Source organism: Hydrogenophaga sp. R2, assembly GCF_049843595.1.
Taxonomy (GTDB): Bacteria; Pseudomonadota; Gammaproteobacteria; order Burkholderiales; family Burkholderiaceae_C; genus Hydrogenophaga.
Map to the genome: position 1 here is coordinate 1317403 of NZ_JBBHZN010000001.1, position 15755 is coordinate 1333157.

The following is a 15755-nucleotide window of genomic DNA, read 5'->3' on the forward strand; positions in this document are numbered from 1 at the left end:
GGCTCGGTGCTATCGTCACCGACCATGCCCCGCACCCTGATCGTCCATGCCCATCCCCGCCCGGCCCGCTCGGTGGCCACGCGGGGCCTGCTGCAGGCGCTGACCGACCTGCCGGACGTGGCGGTGCATTCGCTGTACGACCGCTACCCCGATTTCGACATCGACGTGGCGGCCGAACAGCAGGCCCTGCGCGAGGCCGACCTGATCGTCTGGTTGTGCCCGGTGTACTGGTACAGCGTGCCGGGGCTGCTCAAGCACTGGTTCGACACCGTGCTCACCCACGGCTGGGCCTACGGCCATGCCCACACCGGGCACGAACCCGGCCCCGCCACGCGCGCCCTGGCCGGCAAGACCGCCTGGTGGGTGGCCAGTGCCGGCGGCACGCCCGCCATGTACGGCCCGGGCGGCGAACATGGCCGGCCCCTGGCCGACTACATCCCCGCCATCGAACAGACCGCCCGCTTCTGCGGCATGCACTGGGCGCCGCCCTTCGTGCTGCACGGCGGCCACCGGCTCCCCCATGAAGCGCGAGCGCAGGCCGCCAGCGATCTGCGGCAGCAGGCCGATGCGCTGCTGGCCTCCCTGGAGCGGGCCGCATGAACCAGGCCATCGTCTTCCTGGCGGTGGCGCTGGTGTTCGTGCCGCTGGCGGTGCGCCTGGGCCTGGGATCGGTGCTGGGCTACCTGGTGGCAGGCGTGGCCATCGGCCCGCTGGGGCTGGGCCTGGTGTCGGACCCGGCGGCCTTGCTGCACACCTCCGAACTGGGCGTGGTGCTGATGCTCTTCGTCATCGGCCTGGAGCTGGAGCCCCAGCGCCTGTGGGCCATGCGACGTGCCGTGTTCGGCGGCGGCACGGCACAGATGGTGGTGTGCACCGCCCTGCTGATGCCCCTGGGACTGCTGCTGGGCTGGAGCTGGCAGGCCGCGCTGGTGGCGGCCAGCGCGCTGGCGCTGTCCAGCACCGCCATCGTGGTGGGTCTGCTGCAGGAACGCCACCTGATGGCCCTGCCGGTGGGCCGCCACGGGTTCTCGATGCTGCTGTTCCAGGACATCGCGGCCATACCGCTGCTGGGCCTGGCTGCCGCCCTGGGCAGCGCTGCCGCAGCGGGCGCCGGCGGGCACGGCGCGGCCGGCGGTGGCCTGACCCAGCTCGGCCTGCAGGCCGGCGCCGTGGTGGCGGTGGTGCTGCTGGGCCGGTATGCCGCCTACCCGGCCATGCGCTTCGTGGCGACGCTGCCGGTGCGCGAACTGTTCACCGCCCTGGCCCTGCTGCTGGTGCTGGGCGTGGCCGCCCTGATGCAGGCGGTGGGCCTGTCGATGGGGCTGGGCGCCTTCCTGGCCGGCGTGCTGCTGGCCGGATCACCCTACCGCCATGCACTGGAGAGCGACCTGCTGCCCTTCAAGGGCCTGCTGCTGGGGCTGTTCTTCATGGCGGTGGGCCTGGGCATGCAGCTGGGCCTGCTGGCCAGCCAGCCGCTGCAGGTGCTGCTGGGCCTGCTGCTGGTGGTGGCGCTCAAGGCGGTGGGCCTGTGGCTGCTGGGTCGCTTCATCGGGCTGCACCCCCGGCAGCGCACCCTGCTGGCGGTGCTGCTGTCGCAGGTGGGTGAATTTGCCTTCGTGGTGCTGGCGGCAGGGCAGCTCAGCGGTGCGCTGCCGGCCGACACCGCCGCCCTGCTCACCCTGATCGCCGCCTTGTCCATGGCCACCACGCCGCTGCTGCTCATGGTGCACGACCGTTGGCTGGCGACCGACGACACCCCGGCCCGTCCGACCGATGCCATCGAGCCCGAGCATGCCCCGGTGCTGCTGGCCGGCTTTGGCCGCTACGGGCAGATCGTGGCCCGCCTGCTGCTGGCCACCGGCATCCGGCCCACCGTGATCGACCACGACGCCGACACCGTGGACAGCGCCCGGCGCGCCGGTTTTGCGGTGCATTTCGGCGATGCCACCGAAGCCGACCTGCTGGCCGCTGCCGGGGCCGGACAGGCCCGGGTGATGGTGGTGGCCATCGACGACCCGCAGCAGGCCAGCCGGGTGGTGGCCCTGGTGCGCGAGCATTGGCCAGCGCTGCGCATCGTGGCCCGGGCGCGCGACGCGGTGCATGCCATGGACCTGATGGAAGACGGCGTGCACCATGTGCAGCGCGAACTGTTCGAGAGCTCGCTGCGCAGCGGCCGCGCGGTGCTGGAGGCGCTGGACTTCGAGCCCTTCCACGCCCGCACGCTGGCCGACGACTTCCGGCGTTATTCAGAGGGCTTCCTGCGCACCGCGCGGGCCGATCGTCACAACCAGGACGACCTGATCCGCCGGGTGCGCGAGGCCCGCGAGCAGTTCGAGCGCCAGATGCAGGCCGATCTGGCGCGCCAGCAGCACCGTCCGGGCGACGGTGGCTGGCAGCGGGACGACGGCCCGGCGCCCTGAGCCGACTCAGCGCGCGCGGGGCCGGGCCTGGCCGTCGTGCTTCGCGTGGTGGATGCGGCGGCTGGCGCGGTCTTGTGCGGCTTCCACCCGGGCCGCTTCGCGGGCGGTCACCTGGCCGTCGGCCTCGGTGCGCCGCTCCAGGCGACGGATGTGGCGCTGCTGCTCCACCAGCCGGGCGGTCTCGGGCCGGGTCAGCTCGCCCGACGCCACGCCCTGGCGAATGCGGTCGGCCTGGTGGTCCTGCCGGGCATCCACCCGGTCGGCCTGGGCATCCTGCCAGTGGCCTTGGGCCTGGGCCTGCGCGGTCAGGGCGGCCAGCGCCAGGAACATGGCCATCGGGGCAGCTCGGCGAAACATCGATTCGGGATTCATGGGGACTCCTGGTCAGACGCGGCACCGGGACCATCCCGGTGCGCACCCCGTGGTCGGGGCTGGCACTGAAACCGCCGCACGCGGTCGTCGCTTACGCCGTGGTTTCCCATGCCCCGGCCAGCGGCCGGGTTTTGCCGACCGGTGCGTAAGAACGCGCCTCGAAGCGGGTTTCAGCGCCATGCTGCTTGCGATCCGCCCCCCATCACCCTCCACGGCCCGGCACGGGTCGGTTGCCGCGCTGCTGGTCGCAGCGGTCTTCACCGCCAGCCTGCCCGCTCCGGCCCGCGCCCAGGCCCCGGCCGTGCCCGACCCGCAGGCCTGGTCGCGCCTGAACCCGGCGGAGCAGGCCCACCAGCGCGAAGCCCTGCGCCGCCAGCTGCAGAACGCCAGCCCCGAGCAGCGCCAGGCCTTTCGGCGCGAACTGCGCCAGCGGCTGCAGGACCTCAGCCCACAGCAGCGCCAGGCCCTGATCGGCGATGCGCGCGCGCAGTGGCAACAGCTCAGCCCCGAGCAGCGCCAGGCACTGGCGGCACAGCGCCGGGAACAGATCCAGTCCATGAGCCCGGCGGAGCGGCGCGAACTGCTGCGCCAGCGCCGCGCCTTGCTGGAGACAATGAGCCCCGAGGAACGCGCCGCCCTGCGCGAGAAACTGCCACTGCGATGAACACCGCCACCGCACATCCGCCCGCCTCCCCTCTGGCGCCATCCCTGCACCCGGACAGCCTGCTGACCGCCATGGCGGGCCTGCTGCAGCGCGCCCGCCGCGCCCTGGCCCCGGCCGGGGACGGCTGGGCCGAATGGCGTGCCGCCACCGGCGGCGACCCGGCCAGCGCGCGCGCCCTGGTGGCCCGTCTCACGCCGCCGGCCCTGGCGCTGGCCCGGCAGGTGCTGGGCCGGCACGAAGACGCCGAGGACGTGGTGCAGGACAGCTTTCTGCGCCTGTGGAGCGCCCGGCCCGACGACCAGCAATCGGCGCAGATCGGCACCTACTTCCACACCATCGTGCTCAACCGCTGCCGCAGCCAGCTGGCCCGCCGCCGCGAATGGGCCACCGACCCCGACGAGCTGCTGGCCCTGCAGGACCAGCAGCCGCCCGCCGCCGACAGCGCCACATCCGACCCGCTGGACGCCGCCCGCCAGCACCACCAGCTGCACACCGCCCTGACCGGGCTGCCCCCGCGGCAGCGCCTGGCCCTGGCGCTGTGGGCCTATGCCGACGCCGATGCTGCCGCCATCGGCCAGGCCCTGGGCATCGACGCCAACGCCGCCCACCAGCTGCTGCACCGGGCCAAGCGGCAGCTGCGCAGCGCCCTCACGCCCGGAGGCACCGCATGAACCCGTCCGATACCGAACTGCAGCGCCGGCTGCAGGCCAGCCTGCAGCACAGCCCGCCACCGGACGCCGCCGCCACCCAGGCCCTGCAGGACCGCGTGATGGCGCAGTGGGCGCAACGCCATGCGGCCCAGCTGGCCTGGCAGACCGCCAGCGCCGGGGGCCCGACCGGCACCGAGGCGGCACGCCGCACGCGCCGCCAGCGCTGGGGACTGGCCGCCCTGGCCCTGGGCCTGGTGCTGGCCGTGGCCTGGATCAACCGCCCCGACCCGGCGCTGGAAGAACTGCTGCAGCCCGATGTGCTGCAGCTCATCACCCTGGGCAGCATCTGAGCGCGGCAACGGGGGGCCATGCGGGTGCCTAGAATGGCCGGATGAGCTCCACCCCGCACCCGAACAACACCCCCGCCAGCCCTGAGGGCGAACACAAGGTCAGCAACTTCCTGCGCCAGATCATCGAGAAGGATCTGGACCAGGGCACCTACGCCACCCGCCGCTGGGGCGGCACGCCCGGCGACGCCGCCCACCACGCTGCCGGCGTGCCCGACCCGGCGAAGATCCGCACCCGCTTCCCCCCCGAACCCAACGGCTACCTGCACGTGGGCCATGCCAAGAGCATCTGCCTGAACTTCGGCCTGGCGCGCGACTACGGCGGCGTGTGCCACATGCGCTTCGACGACACCAACCCCGAGAAGGAAGAGCAGGAATACGTCGACTCCATCCTGGACGCCGTGCAGTGGCTGGGCTTTGGCTGGCAGAGCCGCTTCAACGGCAAGACCGAGGATCACCTGTACTACGCGTCGAACTACTTCGACTTCATGTACCGCGCGGCAGAAGCCCTCATCAACGCCGGCCACGCCTACGTGGACGAACAGACGGCCGAGGAGATGCGCATCCACCGCGGCGACTTCAACAAGCCGGGTGTGGACAGCCCCTTCCGCAGCCGCACGCCCGAAGAGAACCTGGCCCGCTTCCGCGAGATGCGGGACGGCCAGCTGGCCGACGGCGCCGCCGTGCTGCGCGCGAAGATCAGCATGCAGTCGCCCAACATCAACCTGCGCGACCCGGCCATCTACCGCATCCGCCGCGCCACCCACCACAACACGGGCGATGCCTGGTGCATCTACCCCATGTACACCTTTGCGCACCCCATCGAGGACGCGCTGGAACAGATCACCCACAGCATCTGCACGCTGGAGTTTGAAGACCAGCGCCCGTTCTACGACTGGCTGCTGGAGCGCCTGACCGAATGCGGCCTGCTGCAGGCCCCGCCCCCGCGCCAGTACGAATTTGCGCGGCTCAACCTCACCTATGTGATCACCAGCAAACGCAAGCTGGCCCAGCTGGTGAACGAGAACAAGGTGAGCGGCTGGGACGACCCGCGCATGCCCACCATCGTGGGCCTGCGCCGGCGCGGCTACACGCCCGAGGCCATCCAGCTGTTTGCCGAACGCATCGGCGTGACCAAGAGCGACAGCTGGATCGACTACAGCACCCTGGACGGCTGCCTGCGCGAAGACCTGGAGAACAAGGCCCACCGTGGCATGGCCGTGCTCGACCCCGTCAAGCTGGTGCTGACCAACTGGGCCGAGGTGTTCGGGTCCGACACCTACACCGAGCCCTGCACCCAGCCGGCCCTGCCCCACTCGGCGATAGCTGAAGGCCAGACCCCGCCGCCCGACCGCGTGTTCCAGATCGGCCAGGCCGTGTGGATCGAGCGCGAGGACTTTGAAGAAGTGCCTCCCAAGGGCTACAAGCGCCTGTTCCCCGGCAACGTGGTGCGCCTCAAAGGCGGCTACGTCATCGAATGCACCGGCTGCGCCAAGGATGCGCAAGGCAAGGTGACCGAAGTGCACGCCAAGGTCATCCCCGGCACCAAGAGCGGCACCCCCGGCGCCGACAGCGTCAAAGCCAAGGCCGCCATCACCTGGGTCGGCGTGGCCGACGGCGTGAGCGCCGAAGTGCGCCTCTACGACCGCCTGTTCACCGACCCGCAACCCGATGCCGGCGGCAAGAACTTCCTGGACGCCCTCAACCCCGACAGCCTGAAGGTGGTGACCGCCTACGTGGAACCGTCACTGGCCGCCGCGAAGCCAGACCAGAAGTTCCAGTTCGAGCGCCACGGCTACTTCGTGGCCGACCGGGTGGACCACGGGGTGGGGGGGAAGGTGGTGTTCAACCGGGTGACGGGGTTGAAGGATTCGTGGGGGAAGTGACTGTTACCGCGAAATCAGAGCCTGGGAATATTCATCACAACCGATTGCCCTCCCCGTCCCGGTGGCCCATCAGTACACTCCCGCCCATGCACCCCGCCATCGCCCGACACCGCACATCCATAGCGGCCATCTGCCAGCGCTACGGCATCCGCCGGCTGGAGGTGTTCGGATCAGCGGCGCGTGGAAATGACTTTGCACCCGAGTCGAGTGATGCCGACTTTCTGGTGGAGTTTGCGGCCGATGCTCAGCCCGATCTGCGCAGCTTCTACGGCGCCAAGGCCGAGCTGGAACAGCTGCTGGGCCGCCATGTTGACCTTGTCGAGCCCGGTGCGGTCCGCAACCCCTATGTGCTGGCCAGCATCAACCGCCATCGCGAGCCCGTGTATGCAGCGTGATCCGCGTGCGTTCTTGTGGGATGTTCGCGAGGCTGCGTCGGCCATCCAGTCGTTCACGGCCGGCATGGATGTTCAGGCCTATGTCGGCAGCGAGCTGGTTCGGGCTGCGGTCGAACGCAAGTTCGAGGTCATCGGCGAAGCGCTCAACCAGCTGGCCAAGGTGGATGCCTTCACTGCTGCGCGGATACCCGACGTGCCGCAGATCGTGGCCTTCCGCAACCAGTTGATTCACGGCTACGCCACGATCAATCCGGAGACCGTCTGGAACATCACCCAGACCGCCTTGCCCGGCTTGATGCGCGCCGTTGAACAGCTGCTGCACGAGCTGGGTTGATCGTTGCGACCTTGGGCAACAGCTGAACTTGCAAGGTGTATGCGCGTACACCTGAAGACCTTCCGATGAATTTGGCTTGGGTGCCAAGGTCGGTCCGAACGTGGGCTTTGCCGGATGGGTCTTGATGCGACTCACGGTCACATAGACCTTTAATTGGAATCAACCCCTGATGGTTCAGCCCTCCAGGCTGACTTCCACCACCACTTGCAGCCCCCTCACCACATCCGCCAGCGCCATGCCCGGACTCCCTTGCTCCGGCAGCCACGGCACGTGCACGAAGCCGCCGCGCGTGCCCTGCATGTATGGCTCGGTGGCCAGGGCGTGCATGAGGCAGTAGAACACGTGGTTGCACACAAAGGTGCCGGCGCTGTTGGACACCTCGGCCGGCAGGCCTTGGGCGCGCAGGCCGTCCACCACGGCATGCAGCGGCAGGCTGCTGAAGTAGGCCGCGGGTGCGCCAGGCAGCACCGGGCGGTTGTGGGGCTGCTGGCCGGCGTTGTCGGGCAGGGTGGCGTCGTCCACGTTGATGGCCACGCGCTCGATGTGAAAACCGCTGCGGCCGCCGGCCTGGCCCACGCACACCACCAGCGCAGGCCGGTGGGTCGCCAGGGCGGTCTGCAGGGTGTCCCAGGCGGCTCCGAACACGGTGGGCAGTTCCAGTGCCTGCACCCGGTGGCCCGCCAGCACCCTGCCGTGCAGGGCCTGAACGGCCTCCCGGCTGGGGTTGCGCGTGGCACCGGCAAACGGGTCGAAGCCGGTGAGCAGGACGGTGGGCTGATCAGGCGGCATGACCCAGCTGGGCGTGGGCTTCGCTGCCGGTGTCCGGCGGCTGGTTCTGGCGGCAGCGCAGGTAGTGGTGGCTGAACACGTGCAGCCAGGCCGACAGCGCAGCGGCCGCCGCTTCGTCACCGGCCATGTGCAGGCACATGGCGGCCACCTCGGCGGTGCAGAAATGGTGGTCGAACTGCGAGCGCCGCAGCCGGTAGGTGGACGCATGGCCGGGGTCGAGGCTGAGCACCGGCAGGGCTTGCAGATGCGGGCTCTTGCGGAACATCTTGCGGGCCTCGGTCCAGGTGCCGTCCAGCAGCACGAACAGCGGGCGCGGGCCGGGCACCACAGCGCCTGAGGCAGCGGCACCCGGGGCGGCGCAGCTCAGGCCCGACAGGTCGCTCACCACCCGCTCCGGCTCCACCAGATCGCCCGGGAACACCACCACGGGTTGCCAGGCCGGGTCGGCCAGCAGGGCCACGAAACCGGGGTCGGGCTGGGTGCGCGACCAGCCGAAGGCAAAGGTGTCGGGCACCACATCGGCGATCAGCCAGCCGGTGTTGCTGGGCTTGAGCGATTCGATGTCGCCCATGAGCAGGCACATGCCGGCGCGGGTGGGCACGGTGGGGCGCCATGCGCACACGCAGTGGCTGGCCGGCAGGCGGCAGCCATCGCAGCGCACCAGGCTGGAGCCGCGGGCATTGAAGGGCTTGGTGCTGGCGGCCAGACGGGTCTGGCGCAGGCGGGCAACGGCATGGGTCATGGGCGGGGATGGTACGGGGCGGCCGCCGCTCGGCGGATCAACCCCTACCCCAAGGGGTAATGAATCGATCATTCATCAAAAAATGATGATTGCATCAAGACTTATGTCCCTCCGATCGGAGATGTCCATGTCGCTGTCCGAGATCCCTCCATCTGCCGCGCCCGAACGCCCCTCCGCCACCCTGAACCGGCTGCGACCGCAGGTGCAGGCGCTGGCCCGGCAACACGGGGTGGAGGGCTTGTGGGTGTTCGGTTCGGTGGTGCGGGGCGAGGACAGCCCCGGCACGGAGATCGATCTGCTGGCCCAGGCCGGCGACGCGGCGTTCGATCCCTCGCCGCTGCGCGAGGCCCTGGAAGGCCTGCTGGGGGTGCGGGTGGACCTGGTGTCGCTGCAGGCCGTGCCTACCACGGTGCGCGAGCGGCTGCTGGCCCGGTCGACGCCGATCTAGCCGCAGACCTGCCGGATGAGGCCGGCCTTGTCCTGCTGCCAGCGCTCCTGCAGCCGCTGGCCGATGGGCAGATCGGGCACCTCGCGGAACAGCGACCGGCGCCCGGGGCCGCCCTCGTCCACCACCGCGAACCGGTAACGCACCCCTTGCGAGACCTGCTCGCTGCCGGTGCTCAGGGTGTAGGTCTCGCGGTAGCGGGTGCCCTGCAGCTGCAGATGGCCCACGTTCAGCACCTCGCCCTGGGTGGTCGGCACGCACAGCACCAGGCGCGGCCAGGTGGTGTGCCGATCGGGCTGTATGGGCGGACCGATCTGGCTCACCACATAGGCACCCGGCGGCACCTTGAGCCGGAACGCGCCCGTGGCCTCGTCGACCTGCGGAAACACATAGGGGTTGCCGTCTTCCATGCGCAGCGCGATCAGGTTGGGCGCGCCCCAGCGCGGGGCACTGCCGTAGGGCGCCATCAACTGGCCATCGACGATGTAGTTCATGCGCCCGGCCACCACGGTGAACTCGGGCGTGGAGGCGTCCTGCGGGGCGGCATGGCGGATCCAGCTCATGGCGCAGCCCTGCAGCAGGGCCAGCAGGCCGATCACCGAAGTCAGGCGAAGCAGGCGGCGGGGGGTATCCATGGCGCGCATTCTCGCCAGAATCGGGGCATGCCGGAAACCCTGCCCTTCAGCCCCGCCGCCGACCGCAACCGACAACCCATCCTGGAACAGCTCCAGCGCCTGCTGCCCGCCAGCGGCGCCCTGCTGGAGCTGGCATCGGGCACCGGACAGCACGCCGAACACATGGCCCCGGCCCTGCCCGGCTGGACCTGGCAACCCACCGAACACCTGGCCCAGACCCTGCCCGCCATCGCGGCACGCACGGCCCACCTGCCCTCGGTGCTCCCGCCATTGCCGCTGGACGTGACCGCCACCCCTTGGCCCGGCCCGCCCCGGCCGGACTGGACCGCCTGCTTCGATGCGGTGTACTGCGCCAACCTGCTGCACATCGCGCCCTGGCCGGTGTGTGCCGGCCTGATGCGGGGCAGCGCCCGCGTGCTGCGCCCGACCGGGCCACTGATCACCTACGGCCCCTACCTGGAGCGCGGGGTGGACACCTCGCCCGGCAACCTGGCCTTCGACCAGAGCCTGCGCGAACGCGATCCCGCCTGGGGCCTGCGCTGGCTGCACGAGGTGCAGGCGCAGGCCGAGGCCGCCGGGCTGGTGCTGGCGCAGCGCATCGGCATGCCGGCCAACAACCTGCTGCTGGTCTGGCGGCACCGCACCGCGGCCGGGTAACAGACCGCCGCCGGTCTTTGCGGTGCCGGCGCACGGCATTGACAGGGCATTCACATGGCGCAGCGAGCATGAAGGCTCCGCAATCCACAGGAGACCCGCCATGACCCTTCGCCAACTCATGACCTCGGTGATCGCTGCCAGCACGCTCGGCATGGGCACGCTGGCCCTGGCCGACGACGACCGTCGCGGCCACGGCCGGGACCACCGCTACGAGCAACGCCACGACCGCTGGGATGACCGGCGCGACCATCGCCATGACCACCGGCCCGATGTGCGCATCGTCCAGCAACACCACCACTACCACGGCGGCCCGCGCGCCTACCGGGGCGGGCCGCGCTGGCACAAGGGCCAGTACCTGCCGCGCCATGTGGTGCAGCAGCGCCATGTGGTGATCGACCACCGCCACCACCGGCATCTGTATGCCCCGCCGCGCGGCCATCAGTGGGTGCAGGTGGACGGCGAGTTCCTGCTGGTGGCGGTGGCCACCGGGCTGATCGCCCACGCCATCTTCAGCCGATGAAGGCACGGGGGATGGTGCAGCGGCGTATGCTGGCGCGTCACCACCACCCAGGAGACGCTCCATGAAACACCTCTCCCTGATCGCCCTCGGCGGCGCCCTCGGCAGCGCCCTGCTGGCCGGCTGCGCCGCACCGAACCACGGCGGCATGCAGGCCATGCACAACGATCCGGCCCACGCCGCCATGCACGCCGAACACATGGCCATGATGCAGGCCATGAAGGCACCGCCCACGGCGCCGCCCCAGGTCACGGCCAGCACACCCCAGCTGAGCAGCGGCTACCAGAAGGTGGCTTCCGCGCCTGGCGCCCGGGTCTACTTTCTGAACCTGCGCAACGGCATGACGGTGAGCAATCCGGTGAAGGTGGTGTTCGGCCTCTCCGGCATGGGCGTGGCACCGGCCGGCCTGGAAAAAGCCGGCACCGGCCACCACCACCTGCTGGTGGACGTGGCCGCTTGGGACGCCAACGCCCCGCTGCCGGCCAACGACAACTTCCGCCACTTCGGTCTGGGTCAGACCGAGACCACGGTCAACCTGGCGCCGGGCGTGCACACCCTGCAGCTGGTGCTGGCCGACCAGAACCACATTCCCCACCACCCGGTGGTGAGCAGCGAGCGCATCACCATCACGGTGAAGTGAACGTTCAGCGGCGGCGGGCCGGCCGGGCCTTGGGCCGGTCCGGTCGCTGCTTCTGGCGCTCCGCATCGGCCGCTTCACCGGCGGCCAGCCAGCGCAAAAACTGCGGCGGCGTTTCCAGGGTGATGCGCCCCATGTGCCCCTGCCGGAAATCGGCGATCACCAGCTCCGCGGCCTTGGTCAGGTTGACCTTGCCGCCGGCCACCAGGGCGCCGCGCTGGCGGCCGATGGATTCCATCAGCGCATCCGCATGGGCCTGCGCCAGCGCCGCCGGATCCAGGCCGAAGCGGTAACGCTCCTCCAGCAGGGCCGGGTAGTCCACCTTGAGCAGATCGAGCAGGTCCAGCGCCACGGTCTCGTCGTCGTAGGCGTTGCGGCCCACCGCGCCGCTGGCGGCCAGCAGGGTGCCGCTCTCGGGCACCACGATGCGCGGCCACAGCACGCCGGGCGTGTCGAACAGGTAGCAGTCGTCGGCCAGGGCCACCCGCTGCTCGTTGCGGGTCACGCCGGCTTCGTCACCCGTCTTGGCCGCGCGCTTGCCCATGAGGGTGTTGATGAGCGTGCTCTTGCCCACGTTGGGAATGCCGCAGATCAGCACCCGCAGCGGCTTGACCATGCCGCCGCGCAGCGGGGCGAGCTCGCGGCACTCGGCCACCAGGGCGCGGGCCGGCGAGGTGTGGCTGGCATCCAGCGGAATGGCCCGGGTGCCGGGCTGGGCGCGGTAGTGGGCCAGCCACTGCTCGGTGCGCGCCGGGTCGGCCATGTCCTGCTTGTTGAGCACCTTCAGCGTGGGCTTGTGGCCGGTGAGTTCGGCCAGCAGCGGGTTGGCGCTCGACCCCGGCAGGCGCGCATCGAGCATCTCGATCACCACGTCGATGGCCTTGACCCGCTCGGCAATGGCCTTGCGGGTGAGGTGCATGTGACCGGGGAACCACTGGATGCTCATGGACTTGTTCGTGTTGGCGGAGCCGGGATTGTGCCCTGCCCGCCTTGGTGTAAGCCCCGAGCGCCGGGGCCGGGGGCGCTGCCTAGAATGGTCCGCATCCCTTCAGCCGAGAGCCACATGAGCATCACCGTCAAGATCGATCTGGGTTACGAGTTCGCCGTCAAGTCCGCGGCGGCCGATGTGTTTGCGGTGCTGTCCGACGTGCCGGAATCGGTCAGCCACTTCCCCAAGGTGGAGCAGCTGGTGGACCTGGGTGGCGGCGTCTACCGCTGGGAAATGGAAAAGGTGGGCACGGCCCAGGTCAACATCCAGACGGTGTATGCCAGCAAGTACACCAGCAAGTTCGACGCCGCCAAGGGCACCGGCACCGTCAAGTGGACGCCGGTCAAGGGCGAAGGCAACGCCCTGGTGGGCGGCCACTGGAAGATCACCGGCGAGGGCAAGACCACCTCGCTCGAACTCGCCATCGAAGGCACGGTGGACGTGCCGCTGCCCGGCCTGATGAAGATGGTGGTGGCCCCGGTGGTGGAGGCCGAGTTCGAGAAGCTGGTCGACAAGTACATCGCCAACCTGATCAAGCGCTTCGGCGGCGAGGCCTGATCGACCCGGCTGCACAGTTGTCCCCGGAAAATGGGGACAAGGGTGTGGACAAGTCCGGGTCAGCCGTGTACGGGTGCGGCAAGTGCCTGTGGCACAAGGACCTTTTCTGGGTTGCTCAAGGAATGGGCAGGGCCTCGGAGGCTGCCTGACGCGGACGGCCCAGCCGCTGCGGCGACACGTATTCCTGGCGGTAGATCTCGAACGGCAGCGAGTCGGCCGCCTCGATGGCGCGCTGGTCCAGCACCGACTGCGCCGCCATGGCTTCGAACCGGGCCTGCTGCTTGGTGCTCCAGGGCAGGGCCAGCAGCTGGCGGTGGATCTCGGCCGATTGCGCCCGCACGAAACCGATGAAGGAGTTGTCGTGCTGCTGGGCCATGGCGCGCAACACGCGGGCCGAGGGCAGGGTCTCGGGGGCATGCAGGGCCTCGCGGGCCTGCGACACCGCCATCACATGCTCGGGGCCGCCGTGCAGGGCATCCAGCCGCTCGGCCAGCGGCATGAGCTGGTCGATGATCTCGGTGCCCCAGTCCACCAGCGCCACCGGCTGCCCGCCGCGCATGAGCTGCAGGCCGGGCTCGCGGCCCCGGGCCGCCGTGAGGTGCTGGTTGTGGGCCAGCTCGCGGATCTCGGCCGGTGTGTCCGGCGGGCTGTCGGACAGCAGGCAGTGCAGCAGGAACACGTCGATGAAACGCAGCGTGCTGGCCGAGATGCCGATGGGCTCGAAGGGGTTGAGGTCGAGCAGGCGCACCTCGATGTATTCCACACCGCGTTCCCGCAGCGCGTGCAGCGGACGCTCGCCGGGGAAGATGACCCGCTTGGGGCGGATGGTGCCGTAGAACTCGTTCTCGATCTGCAGCAGCGTGGTGGCGAGCTGGTTGTAGTCGCCGCCCGGGTTGCGGATGCCCACGGCCTCGTAGGCCGGCCAGGGGCGGGTGAGCGCGTCGTGCAGCGAGGCGGCATAACCCTCCAGGCCGTTGTAGCTCACCGCCAGCGTGGCCTGGGCCTCGCTCTGGTAGCCCAGGCGGCCCATGCGCAGCGAGGTGCCGTGGGGCATGTGCAGGGTGCCGCAGCTGCCCACGGGCTGCAGTTCGTGCTGGCGGCCCTCCACGAAGCTGGAGCACACCGCGGGCGAGGCGCCGAACAGCGTGAGCAGCAGGAAGGCGTGGCGGCGGAAGTTGCGGATGAGGGCAAAGTAGCCATCGTTGTCCACACCGGGCAGCGACCAGTTGTAGTGGATGCCCGAGATGGTCTGCATGCGCCGGCCGTAGCGGTGGCCCAGGCCCATGCGGTAGACGCTCTTGGCACGGCCCACGTTGCTGCTGCCGTAGCGGCCCAGCGGGATGGTCTCGTCGGTGGGCAGGCCGCAGGGCATGCTGGACGCCCAGAGCATTTCTTCGCCGGCCGCACCGCCCTGGCTGCGCAGGGTGCGCACGGTGTACTGGTGCACCTCGGTGAGTTCTGCCAGGGTCGATTCGACGCTGGCATGCACCCCGGTGATGAGTTCGAGCTGCGATTCGCTGTAGTCGGTGGTGATGTGCGGGTGGGTCAGCGCACTGCCGAGCGCCACCGGATGCGGGGTCAGGGCCAGCTTGCCGTCCGGCTGGGAACGCAGGCTCTCTTTCTCGAGGCCTCGGCGCATGCCGGCCAGGCGCTCGTTGCCCAGGGCGTCCAGACGGGAAGGCAGGGAAGTCATACGGGATCGGGTGTCGGCAACAGGGGCGCAGAAGTTAACACGGTTGCCGCATTTCTGCAGGCGGCGCGCCCGGCCAGCCAGGCCTCCACAAAGGCCGCATCGTTGGACAGCCGCAGCTCGTCAAACGCCTGCTGCGCCCCCGGATGCCGGCGGCGCAGGTAGTTCAGCCACTGCTTCAGGCGCCCGGCCCGGTGGCGCCGCTCCACCCGGGCGCTCACCTGCTCCCAGAAGGGCAGCAGCAGCGGCTCGATCTCGCCCCAGGCCGCCGGCGGACCACCGGCCAGCTCGCGGGCCAGGCCCGGGTCGGCCACCAGGCCGCGTCCGATCATGAGGTGCTCGCAGCCCGAGACCGCCCGGCAGCGCTGTGCGTCGGCCACGCTCCAGATCTCGCCGTTGGCAATGAGCACCGGGCGCTGCTCGGGCAGCGACTCGCGCACCTGGGCGATGCGCTCCCACCAGGCCGGGGGGCGGTAGCCGTCGGCCTTGGTGCGGGCATGGATCACCAGTTCGCTGGCCCCGGCCTCGGTGATGGCCAGGGCGTTGTCCTCGGCGCGGGCATCGTCGTTGAAGCCCAGGCGCATCTTGGCCGAGACCGGAAGGTGGGCCGGCACCGCACGCCGCACCGCACGCACGATCTGGTGCACCAGCCAGGGCTCATCCAGCAGGATGGCGCCGCCCCGGCTGTTGTTCACCGTCTTGGCCGGGCAGCCGAAGTTCAGGTCGATGCCGGGCGGATCGAAGGTGGCCAGACGGGCGGCGTTGTCGGCCATGCAGGCCGGGTCGGAACCCAGCAGCTGGGGGCGCACCGGCACGCCGGCCCGGGTGCGTCCGCCCTGCAGCAGCTCGGGCACCACGCGGGTGAACGAGCGCTCGGGCAGCAGCATGTGGGTGATGCGGATGAACTCGCTGGTGCAACGGTCCATGCCGCCCAGGCGCGTGAGCACATCGCGCAGGGTGGCGTCGAGCAATCCTTCCATGGGGGCCAGCAGCAGCATGGGGCGTATTGTCCCCGCAGGTCGCCGGCCC

At 70.3% G+C, this 15755-nt stretch carries 20 protein-coding genes; 13 read left to right on the forward strand and 7 right to left on the reverse strand.

Translation table 11 applies throughout. The features are described 5' to 3' along the window. Positions 1-24 precede the first annotated feature (24 nt). Entirely contained in the window at positions 25-600 is a 576-nt protein-coding gene (locus tag WD026_RS06295; protein WP_425722771.1) for an NAD(P)H-dependent oxidoreductase, read from the forward strand. Further along, positions 597-2420, forward strand: coding sequence for a monovalent cation:proton antiporter-2 (CPA2) family protein (locus WD026_RS06300; protein WP_425722772.1), 1824 nt, complete (start codon positions 597-599; stop codon positions 2418-2420). Before WD026_RS06295 ends, WD026_RS06300 begins: the two co-directional genes overlap by 4 nt. 6 nt (positions 2421-2426) lie before the next feature. On the opposite strand, the gene WD026_RS06305 is transcribed toward WD026_RS06300, so the two are convergent. Continuing rightward, positions 2427-2792 carry a hypothetical protein gene (locus tag WD026_RS06305; protein ID WP_425722773.1) on the reverse strand — a complete coding sequence of 122 codons (366 nt, stop codon included), beginning with the start codon at positions 2790-2792 and terminating at the stop codon, positions 2427-2429. 178 nt (positions 2793-2970) lie between these two features. Between WD026_RS06305 and WD026_RS06310 the strand changes: the two genes are divergently transcribed. From WD026_RS06310 to WD026_RS06335, 6 genes are all read left to right on the forward strand, one after another. Further along, the gene (locus WD026_RS06310) at positions 2971-3456 is read left to right on the forward strand and encodes a DUF3106 domain-containing protein (protein ID WP_425722774.1); all 486 of its coding nucleotides are present in this window, start codon (positions 2971-2973) and stop codon (positions 3454-3456) included. Then, complete coding sequence (locus WD026_RS06315; protein WP_425722775.1) at positions 3453-4127, forward strand: RNA polymerase sigma factor; 675 nt, start codon at positions 3453-3455, stop codon at positions 4125-4127. The genes WD026_RS06310 and WD026_RS06315 overlap by 4 nt, the downstream gene beginning before the upstream one ends. Next, complete coding sequence (locus WD026_RS06320; RefSeq protein ID WP_425722776.1) at positions 4124-4456, forward strand: hypothetical protein; 333 nt, start codon at positions 4124-4126, stop codon at positions 4454-4456. The genes WD026_RS06315 and WD026_RS06320 overlap by 4 nt, the downstream gene beginning before the upstream one ends. Positions 4457-4497: 41 nt before the next feature. Continuing rightward, positions 4498-6339 carry a glutamine--tRNA ligase/YqeY domain fusion protein gene (locus WD026_RS06325; RefSeq protein ID WP_425722777.1) on the forward strand — a complete coding sequence of 614 codons (1842 nt, stop codon included), beginning with the start codon at positions 4498-4500 and terminating at the stop codon, positions 6337-6339. An 86-nt stretch (positions 6340-6425) separates the two neighbouring features. Beyond that, entirely contained in the window at positions 6426-6734 is a 309-nt protein-coding gene (locus WD026_RS06330; RefSeq protein WP_425722778.1) for a nucleotidyltransferase family protein, read from the forward strand. After that, positions 6724-7068, forward strand: a complete 345-nt coding sequence (locus WD026_RS06335; protein ID WP_425722779.1) for a DUF86 domain-containing protein — start codon at positions 6724-6726, stop codon at positions 7066-7068. Before WD026_RS06330 ends, WD026_RS06335 begins: the two co-directional genes overlap by 11 nt. Before the next feature lie 174 nt (positions 7069-7242). Here WD026_RS06335 and pcp read toward each other — a convergent pair whose 3' ends face one another. Together pcp and WD026_RS06345 are read right to left on the reverse strand one after the other, a co-directional pair. Then, positions 7243-7857 carry a pyroglutamyl-peptidase I gene (pcp, locus tag WD026_RS06340; protein WP_425722780.1) on the reverse strand — a complete coding sequence of 205 codons (615 nt, stop codon included), beginning with the start codon at positions 7855-7857 and terminating at the stop codon, positions 7243-7245. Beyond that, the gene (locus WD026_RS06345) at positions 7847-8599 is read right to left on the reverse strand and encodes a tRNA-uridine aminocarboxypropyltransferase (RefSeq protein WP_425722781.1); all 753 of its coding nucleotides are present in this window, start codon (positions 8597-8599) and stop codon (positions 7847-7849) included. Before WD026_RS06345 ends, pcp begins: the two co-directional genes overlap by 11 nt. Positions 8600-8726: 127 nt before the next feature. On the opposite strand from WD026_RS06345, the gene WD026_RS06350 reads away from it, so the two are divergent. Then, positions 8727-9047: a nucleotidyltransferase family protein gene (locus WD026_RS06350; RefSeq protein ID WP_425722782.1), complete on the forward strand. Its 321-nt coding sequence runs from the start codon at positions 8727-8729 to the stop codon at positions 9045-9047. Here the strand turns inward: WD026_RS06350 and WD026_RS06355 are convergent. Further along, positions 9044-9679 carry a hypothetical protein gene (locus WD026_RS06355; protein ID WP_425722783.1) on the reverse strand — a complete coding sequence of 212 codons (636 nt, stop codon included), beginning with the start codon at positions 9677-9679 and terminating at the stop codon, positions 9044-9046. The two genes, WD026_RS06350 and WD026_RS06355, sit on opposite strands and share 4 nt — an antisense overlap. A 27-nt stretch (positions 9680-9706) precedes the next feature. Between WD026_RS06355 and WD026_RS06360 the strand changes: the two genes are divergently transcribed. The 3 genes from WD026_RS06360 (at position 9707) to WD026_RS06370 (ending at position 11493) form a co-directional block, all read left to right on the forward strand. Further along, positions 9707-10336, forward strand: a complete 630-nt coding sequence (locus tag WD026_RS06360) for a DUF938 domain-containing protein (protein ID WP_425722784.1) — start codon at positions 9707-9709, stop codon at positions 10334-10336. A 100-nt stretch (positions 10337-10436) separates the two neighbouring features. After that, complete coding sequence (locus tag WD026_RS06365; RefSeq protein ID WP_425722785.1) at positions 10437-10856, forward strand: RcnB family protein; 420 nt, start codon at positions 10437-10439, stop codon at positions 10854-10856. 61 nt (positions 10857-10917) lie between these two features. Beyond that, positions 10918-11493 carry a DUF4399 domain-containing protein gene (locus WD026_RS06370; RefSeq protein ID WP_425722786.1) on the forward strand — a complete coding sequence of 192 codons (576 nt, stop codon included), beginning with the start codon at positions 10918-10920 and terminating at the stop codon, positions 11491-11493. 4 nt (positions 11494-11497) lie between these two features. On the opposite strand, the gene ylqF is transcribed toward WD026_RS06370, so the two are convergent. Continuing rightward, a complete protein-coding gene (gene ylqF, locus WD026_RS06375) occupies positions 11498-12436 on the reverse strand; it encodes a ribosome biogenesis GTPase YlqF (protein WP_425722787.1) in 939 nt (312 codons plus the stop codon). A gap of 117 nt (positions 12437-12553) precedes the next feature. Between ylqF and WD026_RS06380 the strand changes: the two genes are divergently transcribed. Beyond that, complete coding sequence (locus tag WD026_RS06380) at positions 12554-13036, forward strand: SRPBCC family protein (protein WP_425722788.1); 483 nt, start codon at positions 12554-12556, stop codon at positions 13034-13036. 115 nt (positions 13037-13151) lie between these two features. On the opposite strand, the gene gshA is transcribed toward WD026_RS06380, so the two are convergent. Together gshA and WD026_RS06390 are read right to left on the reverse strand one after the other, a co-directional pair. After that, a complete protein-coding gene (gshA, locus tag WD026_RS06385; RefSeq protein WP_425722789.1) occupies positions 13152-14729 on the reverse strand; it encodes a glutamate--cysteine ligase in 1578 nt (525 codons plus the stop codon). Next, positions 14726-15724: a tRNA dihydrouridine synthase gene (locus WD026_RS06390; protein WP_425722790.1), complete on the reverse strand. Its 999-nt coding sequence runs from the start codon at positions 15722-15724 to the stop codon at positions 14726-14728. The genes gshA and WD026_RS06390 overlap by 4 nt, the downstream gene beginning before the upstream one ends. Between the last annotated feature and the right edge of the window lie 31 nt (positions 15725-15755).

Excerpts from the sequence above, each read along its gene's own strand:
- WD026_RS06295 (WP_425722771.1), top strand. The coding sequence starts at position 25 with ATGCCCCGCACCCTGATCGTCCATGCCCATCCCCGCCCGGCCCGCTCG.
- WD026_RS06300 (WP_425722772.1), top strand. The coding sequence starts at position 597 with ATGAACCAGGCCATCGTCTTCCTGGCGGTGGCGCTGGTGTTCGTGCCG.
- WD026_RS06305 (WP_425722773.1), bottom strand. The coding sequence starts at position 2,792 with ATGAATCCCGAATCGATGTTTCGCCGAGCTGCCCCGATGGCCATGTTC.
- WD026_RS06310 (WP_425722774.1), top strand. The coding sequence starts at position 2,971 with ATGCTGCTTGCGATCCGCCCCCCATCACCCTCCACGGCCCGGCACGGG.
- WD026_RS06315 (WP_425722775.1), top strand. The coding sequence starts at position 3,453 with ATGAACACCGCCACCGCACATCCGCCCGCCTCCCCTCTGGCGCCATCC.
- WD026_RS06320 (WP_425722776.1), top strand. The coding sequence starts at position 4,124 with ATGAACCCGTCCGATACCGAACTGCAGCGCCGGCTGCAGGCCAGCCTG.
- WD026_RS06325 (WP_425722777.1), top strand. The coding sequence starts at position 4,498 with ATGAGCTCCACCCCGCACCCGAACAACACCCCCGCCAGCCCTGAGGGC.
- WD026_RS06330 (WP_425722778.1), top strand. The coding sequence starts at position 6,426 with ATGCACCCCGCCATCGCCCGACACCGCACATCCATAGCGGCCATCTGC.
- WD026_RS06335 (WP_425722779.1), top strand. The coding sequence starts at position 6,724 with ATGCAGCGTGATCCGCGTGCGTTCTTGTGGGATGTTCGCGAGGCTGCG.
- pcp (WP_425722780.1), bottom strand. The coding sequence starts at position 7,857 with ATGCCGCCTGATCAGCCCACCGTCCTGCTCACCGGCTTCGACCCGTTT.
- WD026_RS06345 (WP_425722781.1), bottom strand. The coding sequence starts at position 8,599 with ATGACCCATGCCGTTGCCCGCCTGCGCCAGACCCGTCTGGCCGCCAGC.
- WD026_RS06350 (WP_425722782.1), top strand. The coding sequence starts at position 8,727 with ATGTCGCTGTCCGAGATCCCTCCATCTGCCGCGCCCGAACGCCCCTCC.
- WD026_RS06355 (WP_425722783.1), bottom strand. The coding sequence starts at position 9,679 with ATGGATACCCCCCGCCGCCTGCTTCGCCTGACTTCGGTGATCGGCCTG.
- WD026_RS06360 (WP_425722784.1), top strand. The coding sequence starts at position 9,707 with ATGCCGGAAACCCTGCCCTTCAGCCCCGCCGCCGACCGCAACCGACAA.
- WD026_RS06365 (WP_425722785.1), top strand. The coding sequence starts at position 10,437 with ATGACCCTTCGCCAACTCATGACCTCGGTGATCGCTGCCAGCACGCTC.
- WD026_RS06370 (WP_425722786.1), top strand. The coding sequence starts at position 10,918 with ATGAAACACCTCTCCCTGATCGCCCTCGGCGGCGCCCTCGGCAGCGCC.
- ylqF (WP_425722787.1), bottom strand. The coding sequence starts at position 12,436 with ATGAGCATCCAGTGGTTCCCCGGTCACATGCACCTCACCCGCAAGGCC.
- WD026_RS06380 (WP_425722788.1), top strand. The coding sequence starts at position 12,554 with ATGAGCATCACCGTCAAGATCGATCTGGGTTACGAGTTCGCCGTCAAG.
- gshA (WP_425722789.1), bottom strand. The coding sequence starts at position 14,729 with ATGACTTCCCTGCCTTCCCGTCTGGACGCCCTGGGCAACGAGCGCCTG.
- WD026_RS06390 (WP_425722790.1), bottom strand. The coding sequence starts at position 15,724 with ATGCTGCTGCTGGCCCCCATGGAAGGATTGCTCGACGCCACCCTGCGC.